Annotated in this window: 18 protein-coding genes; 12 read left to right on the top strand and 6 right to left on the bottom strand. The window is 44.5% G+C overall.

Going from position 1 to position 19,347, the window contains the following annotated elements:
• Window positions 1–181: 181 nt before the first annotated feature.
• From ACIPK1_RS17140 to ACIPK1_RS17110, 7 genes are all read left to right on the top strand, one after another.
• On the top strand, window positions 182–1,723 hold the full coding sequence (locus ACIPK1_RS17140; protein WP_369907731.1) for an ABC transporter ATP-binding protein: 1,542 nt from the start codon (window positions 182–184) through the stop codon (window positions 1,721–1,723).
• Window positions 1,716–2,867 (top strand): ABC transporter permease, encoded by a 1,152-nt coding sequence (locus ACIPK1_RS17135; RefSeq protein ID WP_005226844.1) that lies wholly within the window; start codon window positions 1,716–1,718, stop codon window positions 2,865–2,867. Before ACIPK1_RS17140 ends, ACIPK1_RS17135 begins: the two co-directional genes overlap by 8 nt.
• Window positions 2,867–3,820 (top strand): ABC transporter permease, encoded by a 954-nt coding sequence (locus ACIPK1_RS17130; protein ID WP_005232556.1) that lies wholly within the window; start codon window positions 2,867–2,869, stop codon window positions 3,818–3,820. Before ACIPK1_RS17135 ends, ACIPK1_RS17130 begins: the two co-directional genes overlap by 1 nt.
• A 194-nt stretch (window positions 3,821–4,014) precedes the next feature.
• Window positions 4,015–5,181, top strand: a complete 1,167-nt coding sequence (gene deoB / locus ACIPK1_RS17125) for a phosphopentomutase (protein ID WP_005232555.1) — start codon at window positions 4,015–4,017, stop codon at window positions 5,179–5,181.
• Between the two features lie 10 nt (window positions 5,182–5,191).
• The gene (locus ACIPK1_RS17120) at window positions 5,192–6,010 is read left to right on the top strand and encodes a purine-nucleoside phosphorylase (RefSeq protein ID WP_139959909.1); all 819 of its coding nucleotides are present in this window, start codon (window positions 5,192–5,194) and stop codon (window positions 6,008–6,010) included.
• A 25-nt stretch (window positions 6,011–6,035) separates the two neighbouring features.
• Window positions 6,036–6,740: a purine-nucleoside phosphorylase gene (gene deoD, locus ACIPK1_RS17115; RefSeq protein ID WP_005226852.1), complete on the top strand. Its 705-nt coding sequence runs from the start codon at window positions 6,036–6,038 to the stop codon at window positions 6,738–6,740.
• Between the two features lie 198 nt (window positions 6,741–6,938).
• On the top strand, window positions 6,939–8,126 hold the full coding sequence (locus ACIPK1_RS17110; protein WP_301389127.1) for an iron-containing alcohol dehydrogenase: 1,188 nt from the start codon (window positions 6,939–6,941) through the stop codon (window positions 8,124–8,126).
• A 52-nt stretch (window positions 8,127–8,178) separates the two neighbouring features.
• Here the strand turns inward: ACIPK1_RS17110 and ACIPK1_RS17105 are convergent, their stop codons facing one another.
• From ACIPK1_RS17105 to rpiA, 4 genes are all read right to left on the bottom strand, one after another.
• Entirely contained in the window at window positions 8,179–8,826 is a 648-nt protein-coding gene (locus ACIPK1_RS17105; protein WP_005232551.1) for an SGNH/GDSL hydrolase family protein, read from the bottom strand.
• A 101-nt stretch (window positions 8,827–8,927) separates the two neighbouring features.
• Window positions 8,928–9,614 (bottom strand): 2,3-diphosphoglycerate-dependent phosphoglycerate mutase, encoded by a 687-nt coding sequence (gpmA, locus tag ACIPK1_RS17100; protein ID WP_005226871.1) that lies wholly within the window; start codon window positions 9,612–9,614, stop codon window positions 8,928–8,930.
• A 194-nt stretch (window positions 9,615–9,808) separates the two neighbouring features.
• On the bottom strand, window positions 9,809–10,390 hold the full coding sequence (locus ACIPK1_RS17095; protein ID WP_005226873.1) for a recombinase family protein: 582 nt from the start codon (window positions 10,388–10,390) through the stop codon (window positions 9,809–9,811).
• 150 nt (window positions 10,391–10,540) lie between these two features.
• Complete coding sequence (gene rpiA / locus ACIPK1_RS17090; RefSeq protein ID WP_005226875.1) at window positions 10,541–11,215, bottom strand: ribose-5-phosphate isomerase RpiA; 675 nt, start codon at window positions 11,213–11,215, stop codon at window positions 10,541–10,543.
• A 304-nt stretch (window positions 11,216–11,519) separates the two neighbouring features.
• Between rpiA and rpsL the strand changes: the two genes are divergently transcribed.
• The 4 genes from rpsL to tuf all read left to right on the top strand — a co-directional run bounded on the left by rpsL (window position 11,520) and on the right by tuf (window position 15,975).
• Window positions 11,520–11,933 (top strand): 30S ribosomal protein S12, encoded by a 414-nt coding sequence (gene rpsL, locus ACIPK1_RS17085; RefSeq protein WP_003127956.1) that lies wholly within the window; start codon window positions 11,520–11,522, stop codon window positions 11,931–11,933.
• A gap of 70 nt (window positions 11,934–12,003) precedes the next feature.
• Entirely contained in the window at window positions 12,004–12,474 is a 471-nt protein-coding gene (gene rpsG / locus ACIPK1_RS17080) for a 30S ribosomal protein S7 (RefSeq protein WP_003127957.1), read from the top strand.
• An 80-nt stretch (window positions 12,475–12,554) separates the two neighbouring features.
• Window positions 12,555–14,639 (top strand): elongation factor G, encoded by a 2,085-nt coding sequence (fusA, locus tag ACIPK1_RS17075; protein ID WP_005226900.1) that lies wholly within the window; start codon window positions 12,555–12,557, stop codon window positions 14,637–14,639.
• Between the two features lie 148 nt (window positions 14,640–14,787).
• A complete protein-coding gene (tuf, locus tag ACIPK1_RS17070; protein WP_005226902.1) occupies window positions 14,788–15,975 on the top strand; it encodes an elongation factor Tu in 1,188 nt (395 codons plus the stop codon).
• 127 nt (window positions 15,976–16,102) lie between these two features.
• Here tuf and ACIPK1_RS17065 read toward each other — a convergent pair whose 3' ends face one another.
• Both ACIPK1_RS17065 and ACIPK1_RS17060 read right to left on the bottom strand, forming a co-directional pair.
• Window positions 16,103–16,828, bottom strand: coding sequence for a nitroreductase family protein (locus tag ACIPK1_RS17065; protein WP_005232539.1), 726 nt, complete (start codon window positions 16,826–16,828; stop codon window positions 16,103–16,105).
• Window positions 16,812–18,257, bottom strand: coding sequence for a PLP-dependent aminotransferase family protein (locus ACIPK1_RS17060; RefSeq protein WP_016611501.1), 1,446 nt, complete (start codon window positions 18,255–18,257; stop codon window positions 16,812–16,814). Before ACIPK1_RS17060 ends, ACIPK1_RS17065 begins: the two co-directional genes overlap by 17 nt.
• 107 nt (window positions 18,258–18,364) lie before the next feature.
• On the opposite strand from ACIPK1_RS17060, the gene thiD reads away from it, so the two are divergent.
• Window positions 18,365–19,195: a bifunctional hydroxymethylpyrimidine kinase/phosphomethylpyrimidine kinase gene (gene thiD / locus ACIPK1_RS17055; RefSeq protein WP_194187848.1), complete on the top strand. Its 831-nt coding sequence runs from the start codon at window positions 18,365–18,367 to the stop codon at window positions 19,193–19,195.
• The last annotated feature ends 152 nt before the right edge of the window (window positions 19,196–19,347 follow it).

The following is a 19,347-nucleotide window of genomic DNA, read 5'->3' as shown; positions in this document are numbered from 1 at the left end:
CTAGCCTAGGGCAAGATGATCGTTGTTGGATTACTATGTTGATGAAAGCTACGGGTTTTCATGAGGATAGTAATCATCCTAAGCAATAGCAATTATTTTTTTGACATGACGAATGGTTTGTATAAGCGAATTAGAAAGTAAGGATGTGAGTAATTTGGCTGAGGAAAAATATGTTGTAGAAATGCGTCATATCACCAAAGAGTTTGGAACGTTCAAAGCCAATGACGATGTCAACTTGCAAGTAAGGCCAGGAGAAATCCACGCATTGCTTGGTGAAAATGGAGCGGGCAAGTCGACCTTGATGAATATGCTGTCAGGATTATTGGAACCAACATCTGGTGAAATCTGGATGAATGGTGAAAAAGTGAATATCACGAGTCCGACCGCAGCAAACAAATTGGGGATCGGTATGGTGCATCAGCATTTCATGCTGGTAGACGCCTTTACTGTAACAGAAAATATCATTTTGGGAAGCGAACCCCATCATCTCGGTGTGTTAGATCGCAAGAAAGCCCGCAAAGAAATCAAAAAAGTTTCTGAACAATATGGTTTATCGGTTGATCCAGATGCCTATGTGCGTGACATCTCTGTCGGGATGGAACAACGGGTAGAGATCTTGAAAACTCTTTACCGCGGCGCAGATGTACTGATTTTTGATGAACCAACGGCAGTTTTGACACCGCAAGAAATCGAAGAGCTGATCGAAATCATGCGCGGATTGGTGCGTGAAGGCAAATCGATTATCTTGATCACCCACAAACTGGATGAGATCAAAGCGGTGGCAGACCGTTGTACAGTTATCCGTCGGGGGCAAGGGATCGGCACTGTCAATGTCAAAGACGTCAGCTCCCAACAGTTGGCCGATATGATGGTTGGTCGTTCTGTGTCCTTCAAGACACCGAAGAAAGAGGCGTCACCAAAAGAAGTCGTGCTTTCTGTTGAAAACTTAGTTGTAAAAGAAAACCGTGGCTTAGAAGCAGTCAAAAACTTAAGCTTAGAAGTACGTGCAGGTGAAGTATTGGGGATTGCTGGTATCGATGGCAATGGGCAATCAGAGCTGTTACAAGCCATCACTGGTTTACGGAAAGTCGAAAGTGGCAAGGTCTTGCTGAATGGCGATGACATCACCAACTTCAAGCCTCGGAAAGTCACCGAAGCCGGCGTTGGTCATGTGCCAGAAGACCGCCATAAATACGGGCTTGTCTTGGATATGATGTTATCAGAAAACATCGCCTTACAAACCTACTACAAAAAACCTTTGAGTAATGCAGGTGTCTTGGACTATGGAGAGATCAACGAGTTTGCTCGTGACTTGATTCAAGAATTTGACGTACGAACAGTCAATGAGATCGTACCGGCACGGGCATTGTCCGGCGGGAATCAACAAAAAGCGATTATCGCACGAGAAATCAGCCGCGATCCTGATCTATTGATCGTTGCCAATCCGACCCGTGGGTTGGATGTCGGAGCGATCGAATTTATCCACAAACGCTTGATTGAACAACGGGATAAGTTCAAAGCTGTTTTATTAGTCAGCTTTGAATTAGATGAAATTTTGAATGTATCAGACCGCATTGCTGTTATTCATGCTGGTGAGATCGTTGGGGTCGTTGATCCGAAAGAAACATCAGAGAAAGAGCTTGGCTTGTTGATGGCAGGGTACTCCTTGGAGGAAGCAAGACGAGAGCTGCAAATGGAGGAAGTAGGTGGTTCGGTTGAATAACCGCAAAGAAAAGATCCGCAATATATTAGTGCCGATCATCGCTGTCTTGTTGGGATTCGTCCTTGGCGGAATCATCATGGCGGCCTTCGGCTACAGCCCGATCACAGGGTATACACAAATGTTCCGGACCGTTTTTATCAACGGACAAACAGGTGGGTTAAATGCCCGCAACATTGGTGAGATTTTTGTTACAGCAGGACCATTGATCTTTACCGCTCTTGGATTTGCCGTTGCAAACTCAGCGGGATTCTTCAATATCGGTCTTTCTGGTCAAGCGCTAGCAGGTTGGGTTGCCAGTATCTGGGTCGCACTAGCGATGCCGGATGCGCCTCGGTTGGTGGTCTTGCCATTAGCCGTGATCGTAGGGGCGTTATGCGGGGCGATCGCAGCTGCGATTCCTGGGTTCCTACGGGCATTCTTTGGTACGAGTGAAGTCATCGTGACGATCATGATGAACTATATCTTGCTTTATACGGGGAACCATTTAGTCAATAATGTGATGAGCGAATCCATGATCACGACAAAAGGGGTCACGAAAATGGTGGGGGAAAATGCCTCCATGCAGACACCGTTTCTAGCAAGCATCACGAGCAACTCTCGCTTGAACTTGGGGATCTTCTTGGCCTTGATCTTCTTAGTTTTGGTTTGGTTCTTGATGAAAAAAACCACTCTTGGTTATGAGATCCGCGCGGTGGGCTTGAACCCAAGCGCTTCTGAATATGCTGGGATGAGTAGCAAACGGACGATCATTATCTCCATGATCATCTCTGGAACACTTGCCGGATTAGGTGGAGTCGTTCAAGGACTAGGAACGTTTGAAAACTTCTTCGTTCAAGGGTCATCATTAAGCATCGGGTTTGACGGTATGGCTGTATCCTTGTTAGGAAGCGGCTCATCGATCGGAATCTTGCTTTCAGCCCTCTTGTTCAGTATTTTGAAATTAGGTGGACAAGGCATGCAGTTTGCAGGTATTCCATCTGAATTAGTTGATGTTAATATCGCAATTATTATTTTCTTCGTAGCGATCAGTTTTGTGATTCGTTTCTTGTTGGCAAAAATCTTTGACGGCAAAAAAGAAGCGCTGGTCGTACAGGAGATTGAAGCCCAACCAAACGATCAAGATCAGGAAGGAGGAACCATCTAATGGATATTAGTTTAATTTCTTCGATCGTCACTCAAACATTGATTTATGCGTCTCCTCTGATTTTGACGGCGCTAGGTGGCGTGTTCTCAGAGCGAAGCGGGATCGTTAACGTGGGTCTTGAAGGAATCATGGTTATGGGTGCTTTTAGCTCGATTGTTTTCAATATTGAATTTGCGTCACAATTTGGTGCGTGGACACCGTGGTTAGGGATGCTCGTCGGCGGACTTGTCGGTGTGGTTTTCTCCTTGCTGCATGCGGTGGCAACCATCAACTTCCGTGCAGACCACATCATCAGTGGTACGGTGATGAACTTGATGGCACCAGCTTTGGCCGTGTTCTTAGTTAAAGCGATCTACAACAAAGGGCAAACCGATAACATCCAACGGACATTGGGGTATTTCAATTTCCCGATTCTTAAAGATATTCCTATCATTGGCCCGATTTTCTTTAATCAAACGTTCTTACCGGCGTACTTCGCCATTTTGATCTCAGTGATCGCGTGGTTCGTGATTTTCAAAACACGCTTTGGGTTGCGTCTTCGTTCTGTCGGTGAGCATCCTCAAGCAGCTGATACCTTAGGGATCAATGTTTACGTGATGCGTTACTCAGGCGTCTTGATCTCTGGATTCCTTGGTGGGATGGGCGGTGCCTTGTTTGCTCAATCGATCGCGGGTCGCTTTGCTGTGACAACGATCGCCGGTCAAGGGTTTATCTCGATGGCTGCGATGATCTTTGGTAAATGGAATCCACTTGGTGCGATGGGAGCAGCGATTTTCTTCGGTTTCGCGCAAAACATCAGTATCGTAGGTGGCCAGCTGCCAATCATCTCTTCCATTCCAGCGGTTTACTTACAAGCTGCGCCTTATGCCTTGACGATCATCGTGCTCGTTCTTTTCCTTGGAAAAGCTGCTGGTCCGAAAGCTAACGGGAAGAACTATATTAAATCTAAATAATTTTTTCAGTATGAAAGGGTGGGGCTATGGGACATGAATGTGTTGCTGTGTCCTGCCCTTTTTCTATCCTCTGGGTGAAAGGAAAGCGTCAGGAAATTTCCAAAGCAACCCAGCGCAATTTTTGCTTAAGTTTAGTATGATAGAGGTAGTAGATCCGCTTGAAAAAGCATAAAATAAAGAAAGTAGGGAATAGAATGTTTAAACGTGTACACTTGATCGTGATGGATTCAGTCGGAATTGGTGAAGCACCTGATGCGGCAGCTTTTGGTGATGTCGGTTCAGATACATTAGGCCATATTGCAAAAGAAGCAGGCTTAACGATCCCTCACTTGGAACAATTAGGCCTAGGTACGATTCGTCCTTTAGAAGGCGTAAAGGCGGTAGCTGACCATGATGGGTATGCAACCAAATTGGAAGAAGTTTCTGTTGGGAAAGATACGATGACGGGTCACTGGGAGATCATGGGCTTGAATATCCAAAAGCCTTTCCGCGTATTTCCAGATGGGTTTCCCGATGAATTATTGCAACAGATCGAAGCGTTCTCTGGACGCAAAATCGTCTGCAATGCGCCATATTCTGGGACAGCAGTCATTGATGACTTTGGCGAACATCAAATGAAGACCGGGGATCTGATCGTTTACACTTCGGCTGACCCAGTGTTGCAGATCGCCGCTCATGAGGAAATCATTCCATTAGAAGAATTGTATCGTATTTGTCAGTACGTTCGGGATATCACGAAAGATGAGCCGTATATGATCGGCCGCATCATCGCGCGTCCTTATGTCGGTGAGCCTGGAAACTTTACTCGTACGAGCAATCGTCATGACTACGCACTCGATCCATTTGGCCATACAGTGTTAGATTCATTGAAAGAAGCTGGAAAAGACGTGATCGCCGTTGGGAAAATCAATGATATCTTCAACGGGCAAGGAATCACCGATTCTGTACGGACGAAGAGCAATATGGACGGTGTGGATCAATTACTGAAGGTGATGAAACAAGACTTTACGGGTCTAAGCTTTACGAACTTAGTCGATTTCGATGCGCTTTATGGTCACCGTCGCGATGTCGTAGGGTATGCCCACGCCATTGAAGATTTTGATTTGCGTATTCCAGAACTCTTAGAAGCAATGGGAGACGAGGATCTGCTGTTGATCACAGCTGACCACGGCAATGACCCAACCTTTACGGGAACGGATCACACGAGAGAATATGTGCCATTACTAGCGTACAGCAAGAAATTCCAAGGCCAAGGAAAATTGCCACAAGGCTACTATGCGGATATTTCCGCAACGATCGCTGAAAACTTTGGTGTTTCAGCTACAGAAAACGGAACTAGCTTTTTAAAACATTTAAACTAGAGGTGATGAAATGACAACGTTACATGAGAAATTACAAGAAACAACGGCATTTATCAAAGGAAGCGGCGTCGGTGAAGTGGAATTTGGCTTGATTTTAGGTTCTGGCTTAGGGGAATTAGCCGATGAGATCGAAAACCCAATCGTGTTGCCTTATAACGATATCCCGCATTTTCCTGTTTCGACAGTGGTCGGTCATGCTGGACAATTGGTCTATGGAACATTAGCTGGGAAAAAAGTCTTAGCGATGCAAGGACGATTCCATTATTATGAAGGCCATTCGATGCAGACGGTCACTTACCCCGTCCGTGTGATGGCGGCATTGAAAGCTCATTCTTTAGTCGTGACCAATGCCTGTGGCGGTGTGAACGAAAACTTCCAGCCTGGAGACTTGATGTTGATCACCGATCAAATCAACTTTATGGGGGACAACCCACTGATTGGTGAAAACGAAGAAGAAATGGGTCCACGTTTCCCAGATATGAGCCAAGCTTACCATTTGCCTTATCGGGAAGCGGCACAAAAAGTTGGCGCATCAAAAGGATTGCACTTAAAAGAAGGCGTCTATATGGGCTTCTCAGGTCCTACGTATGAAACGCCAGCAGAGATCCGCTTTGCTCGGACGATCGGTGCCGATGCTGTCGGTATGTCGACTGTCCCAGAAGTGATCGTTGCTGTTCACAGTGGCTTGAAAGTCTTAGGTGTTTCTTGCATCACAAACTTGGCTGCTGGTATGCAAGCGAGCTTGAATCACGAAGAAGTCGTGGAAACGACGGAACGGGTCAAGGCAGAATTTAAAGCGTTGATCAAAGAAACGTTAGCAGTACTATAAAAAGCAGACCAAAGGAGAAAAACGAATGAGCGTTCATATCGAAGCAAAAGCAGGCGAGATCGCAGACAAAATCTTGTTACCAGGTGATCCACTGCGGGCAAAATATATTGCTGAAACATTTTTAGAAGACCCGATCTGTTACAACAATGTTCGGGGAATGTTGGGCTATACAGGCGTTTATAAGGGCGAGCGGGTCTCTGTCCAAGGAACCGGCATGGGCATGCCTTCAGCGAGCATCTATGCCCATGAATTGATCAACTCTTACGGCGTGAAGAAATTGATTCGGGTCGGTACGTGTGGTGCCATCTCAAAAGATGTCCATGTGCGTGATCTTGTGATTGCCCAAGCGGCAGCAACAAGTTCCTCGATGGTGGCAAAAAACTTCCAAAGTTTCCATTTCCCACCAATCGCTGACTTTGCACTGCTGCGTAAAGCCTATGATACAGCGATTGAATCAGGATTTACGACCCACGTCGGCAACATCTTATCTGAAGATACCTTCTACAAAGATGACATGACGGAAACGTTACAGTTGGCAGACCTTGGAGTGATGGGTGTTGAGATGGAAGCCGCAGCCTTATACTATTTAGGGGCGAAATTCCACGTTCAAACCTTAGCGATCTGTACCGTCAGCGACCACATCATCACTGGAGAAGAAACAACGCCAGAAGAAAGACAAACGACGTTTAACGACATGATCAAAGTTGGCTTAGAAACAGCGATCGCGTAAAAAAGATACCACAGGATCGGTGCATGAACGATGCGAGGGCTGCTTGCTTTTGATAGAGCAAGCAGCCAAATCGTATTGGTTTGCATGCAACCGAGAATGTGTTATCTTTTTTTGTTGGCAAAAAGCCACGAAGAAGCGTTGCACTTTTGCCAGAAAATGGTTTAATGAAAAGAAAAGGTGTAAAAAGGAGACGAGACAATGAATAATTTTACGTTTCATGTAACGACGGACATTCGTTTTGGGAAAGACCGTCTGAACGAATTGCCAGAAGTACTGAATACATTTGGAAAAAACGTCTTGCTAGTCTATGGTGGCGGCAGTATCAAGAAAAACGGCTTGTACGATGTAGTCATGGCGCAATTGACTGCCAACGGCAATCAAGTCACTGAATTGACTGGTGTCGATCCAAATCCACGAATCGAAACCGTTCGTCAAGGAGCCGCTCTTTGTCGTTCAGAAAAGATCGACGTTATTTTAGCTGTTGGCGGCGGTTCTGTAATTGATTGCAGCAAAGTGATTGCTGGGGCGGCTTGCAGTGAGCAAGAGCCTTGGGACTTAGTACTTTCCAGAAGCTATCAAGGACCAGCGATTCCATTAGTAACGATCTTGACCCTTGCGGCTACCGGCAGTGAAATGAATCGCGGCGCAGTGATCTCTAATCTAGAAACGAAACAAAAACTTGGCGTTCACGGACCCGAATTTTTACCGAAAGTATCCTTTTTAGATCCAACAACGACCTTTAGTGTCAGTCGTTATCAAACGGCTGCAGGTTCAGCGGATATCATGAGCCATCTGATTGAAAACTATTTCAGTAAAACAGAAGGAACAGATGTCCAAGACGGTGTAGCAGAAGGATTGCTAAAAGCAGTCATTAAAAATCTGCCCATCGCATTAAAGGATCCCTCGGACTATGACGCACGGGCGAATTTGATGTGGGCGAGCACCTTAGCCTTAAATGGTTTGACTGGAAGCGGCAAGGGTGGTGCATGGTCTTGTCATGCGATGGAGCATGAGTTGAGTGCGTTTTATGACATTACCCATGGCATCGGCTTAGCGATCCTGACCCCACGCTGGATGCTTCATGTATTGAATGAAGAAACGGCGCCGAAATTTGCGCGTTTTGCCAGAGAAGTCTTTGGTGTCCAAGAAGCAGTGCCAGAATTAGCTGCCCGAATGGGGATTCAAAAACTGTATGACTTTTTTGCTTCTTGCGATATTCCGATGACTTTGCCAGAAGTGGGAATCGCCGATGACACTCATTTTGCTGAAATGGCGGCTCAAGCAGTTCAATTCAGCTCTATTGCAACAAATGCGTATGTACCGCTACAAGAAGAAGACGTGATCGCAATCTACCAAGATTCCTTGACTCCTTCAACCTATCTTTAATCATTAAAAAGACCGTTCCTGCGACTTGGTTGTCGCGGAGCGGTCTGTTTATTTACCCTTCAGAAGAAAAAGCCAAACGGGCCATTAGCTGATTCGCAATCAAGGCGTGTCCTGCAGGAGTAGGGTGCACACCGTCATCGCCTGTCAGTGCCTGTGGGGAGCTAGCGACGGATGCTTCGGCAAACAAGCCATCCAGCGGCAGCAGTTGACAATGAAAGGCGGCAGCTAAGCGACGAACGATTTGGATTTTCGGATCAAGATCGATCCGCCAGGTTTGGCGATCTTCAGGATATGGCAATACAAAAGGTTCCAGCAAGAAAATACGCGTGATCCCCTGTTGGGTCACTTGTTCCAGAATTTGACGGTAGGTTGCCTCAAAGGACGTTGCCGCAGCTTCTGAACCAAAATCGGGACCACCGGCATTGTGCCACGTGTCGTTGATCCCAATCATAAAGACCAAGACGTCAGGCGCTAATTGGAGGCAATCTTCTTGGAGACGGGCTAAGACATCGGCAGCTTTATTGCCGCCGATCCCGCGGTTATAAAAGGTAAAGCCCGCAGTGGGGAATTTCTCTGCCAGCTGATCGGCAACGAGACGGGCAAACCCATGTCCTAAATCGTGGGGGTCTTGGCGATCACGATCGCAATCTGTGATGCTGTCACCTAAAAATAAAACGGTATCATTTTTGACTAGTTTCATAATAAGCTCCTTTCGAGTATGCCCTCAATTATAAAAGAGGGGGGAGAAAATGCCAATAAAAAAACTGCCCTTTGGTTAAAAAGGGCAGCGATAAGCGAGGCTTATAAGTAGTATTTTTTCGCAACAGTCAAATCATCGTTCAATTCATAAACAAGTGGTTGACCAGTTGGGATCTCAAGATCCATGATATCTTCGTCAGAAATACCTTCGATATGTTTTGCTAATGCACGTAGAGAGTTTCCGTGAGCCGCAACTAAGACAGTTTTGTCGTCTTTTAATGCTGGGGCGATTTCATCTTGCCAGAAAGGCAATGCACGTTCTAAAGTAACTTTTAAGTTTTCTCCACCAGGTACGTCGCGAGGGTCAAGCATTGCATAACGACGGTCGTTTGCAGCAGAACCTTCATCTGAAGCTTCCATCAATGGAGGTAAAACATCGTAAGAACGACGCCAGATGTGTACTTGTTCGTCACCGTATTTTTCAGCAGTTTCTTTTTTATTTAAACCTTGTAATTTACCGTAATGACGTTCGTTTAAGCGCCATGATTTGATCGTTGGTACCCAAAGTTGATCAGAATATTCTAAAATGTAATTACAAGTTTTGATGGCACGAGTTAAAACAGATGTGTAAGCAACGTCAAATTCGATGCCTGCTTCTTTGATTTTACGTCCGCCTTCGATTGCTTCTTCGACACCTTCTGGCGCTAGATCAACATCAGCCCAACCGGTAAACTGGTTTAATTTGTTCCATTCGCTTAGTCCATGACGAGAAAATACTAATTTTGGCATGTAAAACTCTCCTTTAGATATTCGATATTTTTCTGAAATTTTCAATTCCGTATTTATTGTACACTCTTTCTCAAAGAATTTCCATGGTTTTGGAGGAAAAGCTGGGGGAAAACGCCATTCTTAAGGAAAAACAAAAGGGGATCATTAAAAAGAGGACCGCTTTTGTTTCATGCTGTTCTAGGGGGAGTCGACAACTATGAACGTAACTTGTTCCATTCTTCTTCGGATAATTTTATGTATTTATAGCATGTACCTACAGAAACACCGCATTTTTCAGAAATATATTGAATCGTTTCTTTTTTTTCGTAGTACAATTGACGGATTTTTTTAATCGTTTTTGGATCGATTTTTGGACGACCGCCAATTTTGCCTTTTTTGCGGGCTTTATTTAAGCCGACCAGCGTGCGCTCTTTGATGAGTGAGCGTTCCATGATCGCAAGTCCTTCCATTAAATTGAAGTAAACCTGTCCCATCGGACCGCGGGTATCGATTTGTTCTGCCAGTGAAACCAGATGAAGCTCTCGCTGTTTTAATAGATCAGTGAGATCGGTCAGCTGTCTGGTCGTTTTCCCTAAACGATGCAGTTCCGTAACGACTAAGGTGTCGCCGGGCTGCATTTGTGCCACCACTGACTCCAATGAATGATTTTCTTCACTTTCTTCCACGCTAAATGTCTCATGGAAAAATTCATGACACCCAAATTCTTCGAGCTTGTTTAATTGTTCACTTGTTGAGTTGTCGGTGATCGTTGAACGAGCATAGCCTATGATTTTCATAAACCCTCCTACCTTTCCCTTTTTATTGAATGTATCATAATTATTTCTTAAATGATAGGGTAATTTGCACAAAAAATAATAAAAATTAAGTCGATTGAAGAAAAATAACGAAAAAAAGAGAAGCATTATCGCTCCTCTTTTTTGTTTCCTTTATCTAACGTGCTTGGTACTCGGTCCTTCAGGCAATCCGACAATGATCGTATGAACCATATCCAAAAACAGACCGTGTTCAACCACGCCCACTGTAGCATCTAATTCCTGTGCCAACTCAGTAGGAGCGGTGATCGTTTCTAGATGAAGATCGATGATGTAATTGCTGCAATCGGTTTTTAAAGGTTCGCCTTCTTCATTCAGACGCAGTTTTGGATGGTAGTTTTTCTTCTCGAACAGACGCAACAGCTGTTGGCTGCCATAAGGGATCACTTCCACTGGCAACGGGAAGGCACCAAGTGTTTCGACCATTTTCGATTCATCAACGATCCACAAAACTTTTTTGGAGTTAGACGCCACGATTTTTTCGAATAAAAGGGCTGCACCGCCGCCTTTGATGCCATGATAATCCTTGCTGATCTCATCTGCACCGTCGATCGTTAGATCCACAGCGTCCACTTCATCGATGGTGCGAATCGGGATACCTAATCCTTCTGCTTGTTTTTTCGATGCCCAAGAAGTTGGGACACCAGTGATCGATAGACCTTCTTCTTTTACACGTCGACCCAGTTCTTCAATCATGTAGTAGGCTGTTGAGCCAGTGCCCAAGCCAACGACCATGCCATCTTTTACATAACTAGCCGCTTCAATGCCGACCATTTCTTTTAGGTTCATTTTCTTCCCGCCTTTTTTAAATAAATGCTTTGTCTCTATTATATAGGAAGAAGCGCAAAATTTGCGGATTTTTTCGTAACAGATTTCTTTTGAAAAAAGCCTAGGAGGATACTTGACAGGTAAGAATAAGCATGATATTCTATCAAAGGTGCTTTATCTACAGGTCTCTCGTTGGAGACGTGCTGACTGTCTATCAAAGCATAGTTGATATGAATGCAGAGAATGCATTATTTTTTATCGCAAAAAAAGAACCACCTGGATGTGTGGGACTATAAAGCGAATCAAGGAAGGAGGACAACTAGGGATGCCTACAATTAATCAATTAGTACGTAAACCTCGTAAATCCAAGGTTGAAAAATCAAATTCACCAGCATTGAACAAAGGATATAACAGTTTCAAGAAAGCTCAAACGAATGTTAACTCACCTCAAAAGCGTGGGGTAGCTACTCGTGTGGGAACTATGACACCGAAAAAACCGAACTCAGCTCTACGTAAATATGCGCGTGTTCGTTTGTCAAACTTGATTGAAGTGACAGCTTATATTCCAGGTATCGGACACAACTTACAAGAACACAGCGTGGTCTTGTTACGTGGTGGACGTGTAAAAGACTTACCAGGGGTACGTTACCATATCGTTCGTGGTGCATTGGATACTGCCGGTGTTAACGATCGTAAACAATCTCGTTCTAAATATGGTACAAAACGTCCTAAAGCTTAAACTTTAAGACAAACAGATCAAATGAATCTTATTTAAATCAGAACTGATATCTCGGAAGGAGGAGTTACGGATGCCTCGTAAAGGTCCTGTTGCAAAACGTGATGTTTTACCAGATCCTATTTATAACTCAAAATTAGTAACTCGTTTGATCAACCGTGTAATGGTTGATGGTAAACGCGGTGTTGCTGCAAATATTATCTACAATGCTTTTGGCATTATCAAAGAATCTACAGGAAATGATCCATTGGAAGTTTTCGAACAAGCAATGAAAAACATTATGCCTGTATTGGAAGTTAAAGCTCGCCGTGTCGGTGGTTCTAACTACCAAGTACCAGTAGAAGTACGTCCTGAACGTCGTACAACTCTAGGTCTTCGTTGGGTGGTAAACTACGCTCGTTTGCGTGGCGAACACACAATGGAAGAACGTCTTGCAAAAGAAATCATGGATGCAGCAAACAACACTGGTGCTTCTGTGAAAAAACGCGAAGACACACACAAAATGGCGGAAGCCAACCGCGCATTTGCTCACTATCGTTGGTAAGATCCTCACTGCTTTTTATTGGAAGGTACTGAGACAACCTTAGCTTAAGTTAAGTAAGAATGAGAGGGGAACAACCTAGAATGGCAAGAGAATTTTCGCTAGAAAAAACTCGTAATATCGGGATCATGGCCCACGTTGACGCTGGTAAAACAACGACAACTGAACGTATCCTTTATTACACAGGTAAAATCCATAAAATTGGTGAAACACATGAAGGTGCTTCTCAAATGGACTGGATGGAACAAGAACAAGAACGTGGGATCACAATCACTTCTGCTGCGACAACTGCGCAATGGAAAGAAAACCGCGTAAATATCATCGACACACCAGGACACGTGGACTTCACAATCGAAGTGCAACGTTCATTGCGTGTACTTGATGGTGCTGTAACTGTGTTGGACTCACAATCAGGTGTAGAACCTCAAACAGAAACAGTTTGGCGTCAAGCGACAGATTACCGCGTACCACGTGTTGTATTCTGTAACAAAATGGACAAAATTGGTGCAGACTTCTTATACTCTGTATCAACTTTACATGATCGTTTACAAGCAAATGCTCACCCAATCCAATTACCAATTGGTGCGGAAGATGACTTTACTGGTATTATCGACTTAGTAAAAATGAAAGCTGAAATCTACACAAATGACTTAGGAACTGAAATCCAAGAGACTGAAATTCCTGAAGAATATGTAGAATTAGCTGAAGAATGGCGCGAAAAATTAATCGAAGCTGTTGCTGATACTGATGAAGAACTAATGATGAAATTCTTGGAAGGTGAAGAAATCACTGAAGAAGAATTGAAAGCTGGTATTCGTCAAGCAACATTGACTGTTGACTTTTTCCCTGTTCTTTGTGGATCTGCCTTTAAAAACAAAGGGGTTCAATTGATGTTGGATGCAGTCATCGACTACTTGCCTTCACCACTTGATGTTCCTGCGATTAAAGGGATCAATCCTAAAACAGACGAAGAAACTGATCGTCCGGCTGACGATGAAGCACCATTTGCTTCATTAGCATTTAAAGTAATGACTGACCCATTCGTAGGTCGTTTGACATTCTTCCGTGTGTATTCAGGTATCTTGAACTCTGGATCATACGTATTGAATGCTTCAAAAGGCAAACGCGAACGTATCGGTCGTATCCTACAAATGCACGCCAACACACGTGCTGAAATCCAAACAGTATACTCAGGCGATATCGCCGCTGCTGTTGGTTTGAAAGACACAACAACTGGGGATACACTATGTGATGAAAAATCACCAGTAATCCTTGAATCAATCGAATTCCCAGAACCAGTTATCGAAGTCGCTGTTGAGCCTAAATCAAAAGCTGACCAAGATAAAATGGGGGTTGCTTTACAAAAACTTGCTGAAGAAGATCCATCATTCCGTGTGGAAACAAACGCTGAAACAGGCGAAACTGTTATCGCTGGTATGGGAGAACTTCACTTGGACGTCTTAGTTGACCGTATGCGTCGCGAATTTAAAGTTGAAGCAAACGTAGGTGCGCCTCAAGTTTCTTATCGTGAAACATTCCGTGCAGCAACACAAGCGGAAGGTAAATTTGTACGTCAGTCTGGTGGTAAAGGTCAATACGGTCACGTATGGGTCGAATTTACACCAAACGAAGAAGGTAAAGGCTTCGAATTCGAAAACGCGATTGTCGGTGGTGTGGTTCCTCGTGAATACATCCCAGCAGTTGAAAAAGGACTTGAAGACTCAATGGCGAACGGTGTCTTAGCCGGTTACCCATTAGTAGACATCAAAGCAAAACTTTATGATGGTTCATACCATGATGTCGATTCAAGTGAAACTGCCTTCCGTGTTGCAGCTTCTATGGCTTTACGTGCTGCAGCGAAGAAAGCAAATCCAGTAATTCTTGAACCAATGATGAAAGTAGTTATCACTGTACCAGAAGATTACTTAGGTGATGTTATGGGTCACGTAACTGCTCGTCGTGGACGCGTAGAAGGAATGGAAGCACACGGTAACTCACAAATCGTGAACGCAATCGTGCCATTAGCTGAAATGTTTGGTTACGCAACGACACTTCGTTCATCAACACAAGGTCGCGGTACGTTCATGATGACATTTGATCACTATGAAGATGTACCAAAATCTGTTCAAGAAGAAATCATCAAGAAAAACGGCGGCAAAGCTGAATAATTGATGGAAGTATAGGAAATTAAGTAAAAAGCTATATTTTTTTCTGAGTTTCGTGTACAATATTATCGATGATAAGGGATGGGGAGCTGCGGCTCCCTACCTATCAAATATAAAAAATAAACTGCATTTTTAGGAGGAACATTTTAAAATGGCAAAAGAAAAATTTGACCGTTCTAAACCCCACGTAAACATTGGTACGATCGGACACGTTGACCATGGTAAAACTACACTTACAGCTGCTATCACAACTGTATTATCTAAAAAAGGTTTGGCTCAAGCTTCAGCTTACGACCAAATCGATGGCGCTCCAGAAGAACGCGAACGCGGAATCACTATCTCAACTGCTCACGTTGAGTACGAAACTGAAGCACGTCACTATGCTCACGTTGACTGCCCAGGACACGCGGACTACGTTAAAAACATGATCACTGGTGCTGCTCAAATGGACGGCGCGATCTTAGTAGTATCTGCTGCTGATGGTCCTATGCCTCAAACACGTGAACACATCTTGTTATCACGTAACGTTGGTGTACCATACATCGTTGTTTTCTTAAACAAAATGGATATGGTTGATGACGAAGAATTACTAGAATTAGTTGAAATGGAAGTTCGTGACTTATTGTCAGAATATGACTTCCCAGGCGACGATGTTCCTGTAATCGCTGGTTCTGCTTTGAAAGCTCTTGAAGGCGATGCTTCATACGAAGAAAAAATCATGGAATTAATGGCTGCAGTTGACGAATACGTTCCAACTCCAGAACGTGACACTGACAAACCATTCATGATGCCAGTCGAAGACGTATTCTCAATCACTGGACGTGGTACTGTTGCTACAGGCCGTGTTGAACGTGGACAAGTTCGCGTTGGTGACGAAGTTGAAATCGTTGGTATTGCTGAAGAAACTGCTAAAACAACTGTAACTGGTGTTGAAATGTTCCGTAAATTGTTAGACTATGCTGAAGCAGGGGATAACATTGGTGCATTGCTACGTGGTGTTGCTCGTGAAGACATCCAACGTGGACAAGTATTGGCTAAAGCTGGTACAATCACACCTCATACAAAATTTAAAGCTGAAGTTTACGTTTTAACAAAAGAAGAAGGTGGACGTCACACTCCATTCTTCACTAACTACCGTCCTCAGTTCTACTTCCGTACAACTGACGTAACTGGTGTTGTTGAATTACCAGAAGGAACTGAAATGGTTATGCCTGGTGATAACGTAACAATCGACGTTGAATTGATCCACCCAATCGCTATCGAAGACGGAACTCGTTTCTCAATTCGTGAAGGCGGACGTACTGTTGGTTCAGGCGTTGTAACTTCAATCCAAGCTTAATTTGATTGATCGAAGAGCAAAAGCGTACGCGCTTTTGCTCTTTTTTTGACTTTTGTAGAAAAAAGCCGCTCTCTCTAGCGTTGATGAATCCGTTACGGTTCATCGAAGCTAAAGAGAGCGGTGCTTTTTATTTTATTAGATTTTGCTTCTTCAAGAAGGCGTCAAATCCTTGGTCAGGACGATTGCTGTAAAAGCCAGCGAATTTTTCTGACCATGGTTTGGTCTCGCGGGCTTCTCCAAAAGCAGTCATCGTTTGATCGTACGCTTCGATCGCCTCATAAGAATAGTCCTGATAATGGTTGTAATGAATGACCGCTTCTTCTGGCAAGCGAGGTTTGACCTTCATTTCTACGATTGGTTTACCGATGCTCAAGCCAGCCACAGGATAGACATATTCTGGTAAGTGCAACAATTCAGCGATTTTGGCGCTGTCTTTGCGGACACTGCCAGAAATGACGGTGCCTAAGCCCAGTGATTCAGCAGCGATCGCACCAGATTGCAAAGCGATGCTGGCATCAGTGGTGGCGATCAATAGTGGCTGATAGCCCTCATCGATTGGATAGGGAGTCTGTTTTTCGTCAGCAACTTTTTTGGTTCGATTTAAATCAGCTAAAAATAGCAGAAAGAGTGAACTTGCTGCGATATGAGGATTGCCAGTATTCCATTCGACCATTTGTTGGCGGATCTGCGGGTCGTCGATCACCAGGATCGAATAGGCTTGCCCATTCATCCAGCTTGGTGCTTGACGAGCGGCAGTCAAAATCGCGGTTACTTGTTCTTGGCTCAAGCGGTAGTCAGGGTCAAATTGTCGGTAAGTGCGATGATTGTGCAAAAGCTCAATGGTTTCGTTCATAGGTTTGCTCCTTTAACTGTTGGGTGATTTTTGTGAATCGTTCTTGAAATCGTGGTAAATCATCTTTGGCTAAGCGGGTATAGTTCAAACGCAAGCCATTCGTATCGTTACTGAAAAGAAACGCAGGTGCTACTAAGCAATCGTTCGCCAAAAAGAGCGACCAATCTTTGCGAGTCAATGTGCGGTGACGCCAAGTCAACCACAGGTAAAGACCGCCTTTCGTCGGCTGCCATTGCCAGTCCTCCTGAAATGCCTGCAAGAGTTGGAGTAGGTCTTGCTGGCGCTGGGCCATTTCTGTAAGCAGTGTCCGCTGCTGCTGGTGGTAATCAGAGGAGCGTAAGGCGATGTTGGCAAGGACTTGCGGGAAGATCGTGGTATCGATCGCCATCCGTTTTTTCGCTTGGGCAAATTGGTCGGCTAACGCTTCTGGCACCAAAAGCCAGCCGATTTTGATTGATGACCCAAGTAATTTTGAAAGCGAGCCTAAATAAATGACGGTTTCGGGAGCCATGGATTTTAGCTTGGGCGGTACTTCATCAAAAGCCAACTCGCTAAAAACATCATCCTCAATGATCGGTACTTGGTAGGTCTGGCAAAGGCGGATGATCGCTTGGCGCCGATGCTCGCTCATGGTGTGGCCAGTTGGGTTTTGGAAGGTGGGGTTCAGATAGACGAATTTGATCTTCTTTTCCTTCAACACTTTTTCCAATGCCGCAGGCCGCATCCCTTCACTATCTTGTTTGATCCCAATCAGCTGGACATTCATCGTGGAAAACAAGGGGAGAGAGAACAAGAAAGAAGGGTCCTCTGTCGCAATACAATCCCCCGCATGCAATAAGACTTGCATCAGCAAGGTGATTCCTTGCGTCGAACCGGCAGTAATTACTAGTTTTTGACCGCTGATGGGCAAATTGAAGGAATCAGCAAGGTGCTGCAATAAGATTTCTTGCAAAGGCTCATAACCCGTCGGTAATACTTTGGTGCTTTCTTTGCGGATCTCTTCCCATGTAAAGGCGGGAAACGTGAAGTCGGGAATCAGATCGGTAGGTAGATCACCTGTGTACAGATCCAGCACATCCTTCTCGGTGCGCAAGTGCTGAATCTGTTGAACGTAAGGGTCTTGCTGCAAGTAAGGGCTGCTTAAAGACGAGCGCAAATAAGAAAGCGGTGTTTGTCGGTTCCCCCAACGACCTTCCAATACGCGAGAGCCGCTGCCTTGTTTTCGTTCGATCCATCCTAAGCTCTTCAATTCATCTAACGCTTTGACGACGGTGGAACGGTTGACGTCAAAAGTCTGAGCAAGGCTGCGCTCTGGTGGTAAACGATCCCCAGGCCCATAGGTTCCCGCTTGGATCTCTTCGATAAAATGGGTCACGATCTGCTGGTAAATCGGTTGTTTCTTTTGTTTGTCGATACTTGATGAAGCCATCCTGCACCACCTTTTTCAATTGGATGGTTTAAAAATAAGCCAAATGGCTCTTTTCGTCAAGGGGAAGATTGACTATACTTAGCAAAAAGCACAAGGAGATGAGGAAGATGGAAAAAGTAATATCAATTGCCGGGTCTGATTCAACCGGAGGTGCCGGTATCGAAGCAGATTTAAAAACGTTTCAGGAGTATGGTGTCTTTGGTTTTGCCACGATTGCTTCGATCGTCACGATGGATCCACAAGCGGGTTGGAGCCATGAAGTAACGGCAATGGAACCAGCGCTTGTTGAAAAGCAATTGATCTCCGCCTTTGCAGGTGATCCGATGGATGCCCTTAAAACGGGGATGTTAGGCAATGAAGACAATATTGTGCAAGCAGCGAAGATGATTCAACAACAGCAAGTTAAAAATGTGGTGATCGATCCCGTCATTGCTTGCAAAGGGACTGCAGAAATCTTACAGCCAAAAAGTGTCGATGCCATCATCACGCATTTGTTGCCTTTAGCAGATGTTGTCACCCCTAATTTAGTAGAAGCGGGGATTCTTTCAGGTTTGGGTGATTTGACGAGTGTGGAAGCCATGAAGCAAGCTGCTGAAAAAATCCATCAATTAGGTGCTAAATACGTCGTGATCAAAGGCGGTCATCGCTTGCCAGGAGCAAAAGCCATCGACCTTGTTTATGATGGAGAATCCTTCCTCCTGTTGGAAAGTGACAAAATCGCTACCGATTTTAATCACGGAGCAGGCTGCACCTTTTCAGCAGCGATCGCTGCGGGTCTTGCAAAAGGCAAACCCGTCATGGAAAGTATTCGCTTAGCAAAAGCCTTTGTCACAGCAGCAATCAAAGAAGGCGTGGTCATCAATCCTTATGTGGGTCATGTGTGGCACGGTGCCTATACCCACGCCCAAGACCGTATGAAGGAAGAAGCGCCGCAATAGCAGGTTTTCTTCTATATAAATAGGAATTGAAGAAGCACTTAAAAGAAGCGGGCAACGCTTCTTTTTTTGTGTTTCGAAAACAAAAGAAAATTTTCTGAAAGAAATGCAAAAGAATCCCGGTTTTTCCATAAAAAAAGCTTGCAATCAATGTT

The sequence above is a fragment of the Enterococcus sp. NPDC086594 genome, from assembly GCF_044746145.1.
Taxonomy (GTDB): domain Bacteria; phylum Bacillota; class Bacilli; order Lactobacillales; family Enterococcaceae; genus Enterococcus_D; species Enterococcus_D entomosocium.
The sequence above is the reverse complement of the archived record's forward strand: the minus strand, read 5'-3'. Positions and strand labels throughout refer to the sequence as shown.

Bases quoted from the DNA above. Each gene is read 5' to 3' on its own strand.
- fusA (WP_005226900.1), top strand. From the start codon at position 12,555: ATGGCAAGAGAATTTTCGCTAGAAAAAACTCGTAATATCGGGATCATG.
- ACIPK1_RS17130 (WP_005232556.1), top strand. From the start codon at position 2,867: ATGGATATTAGTTTAATTTCTTCGATCGTCACTCAAACATTGATTTAT.
- ACIPK1_RS17140 (WP_369907731.1), top strand. From the start codon at position 182: ATGCGTCATATCACCAAAGAGTTTGGAACGTTCAAAGCCAATGACGAT.
- deoD (WP_005226852.1), top strand. From the start codon at position 6,036: ATGAGCGTTCATATCGAAGCAAAAGCAGGCGAGATCGCAGACAAAATC.
- ACIPK1_RS17105 (WP_005232551.1), bottom strand. From the start codon at position 8,826: ATGAAACTAGTCAAAAATGATACCGTTTTATTTTTAGGTGACAGCATC.
- ACIPK1_RS17060 (WP_016611501.1), bottom strand. From the start codon at position 18,257: ATGGCTTCATCAAGTATCGACAAACAAAAGAAACAACCGATTTACCAG.
- ACIPK1_RS17120 (WP_139959909.1), top strand. From the start codon at position 5,192: ATGACAACGTTACATGAGAAATTACAAGAAACAACGGCATTTATCAAA.
- thiD (WP_194187848.1), top strand. From the start codon at position 18,365: ATGGAAAAAGTAATATCAATTGCCGGGTCTGATTCAACCGGAGGTGCC.
- rpsL (WP_003127956.1), top strand. From the start codon at position 11,520: ATGCCTACAATTAATCAATTAGTACGTAAACCTCGTAAATCCAAGGTT.
- tuf (WP_005226902.1), top strand. From the start codon at position 14,788: ATGGCAAAAGAAAAATTTGACCGTTCTAAACCCCACGTAAACATTGGT.
- gpmA (WP_005226871.1), bottom strand. From the start codon at position 9,614: ATGCCAAAATTAGTATTTTCTCGTCATGGACTAAGCGAATGGAACAAA.
- rpsG (WP_003127957.1), top strand. From the start codon at position 12,004: ATGCCTCGTAAAGGTCCTGTTGCAAAACGTGATGTTTTACCAGATCCT.
- deoB (WP_005232555.1), top strand. From the start codon at position 4,015: ATGTTTAAACGTGTACACTTGATCGTGATGGATTCAGTCGGAATTGGT.
- ACIPK1_RS17095 (WP_005226873.1), bottom strand. From the start codon at position 10,390: ATGAAAATCATAGGCTATGCTCGTTCAACGATCACCGACAACTCAACA.
- ACIPK1_RS17065 (WP_005232539.1), bottom strand. From the start codon at position 16,828: ATGAACGAAACCATTGAGCTTTTGCACAATCATCGCACTTACCGACAA.
- rpiA (WP_005226875.1), bottom strand. From the start codon at position 11,215: ATGAACCTAAAAGAAATGGTCGGCATTGAAGCGGCTAGTTATGTAAAA.
- ACIPK1_RS17110 (WP_301389127.1), top strand. From the start codon at position 6,939: ATGAATAATTTTACGTTTCATGTAACGACGGACATTCGTTTTGGGAAA.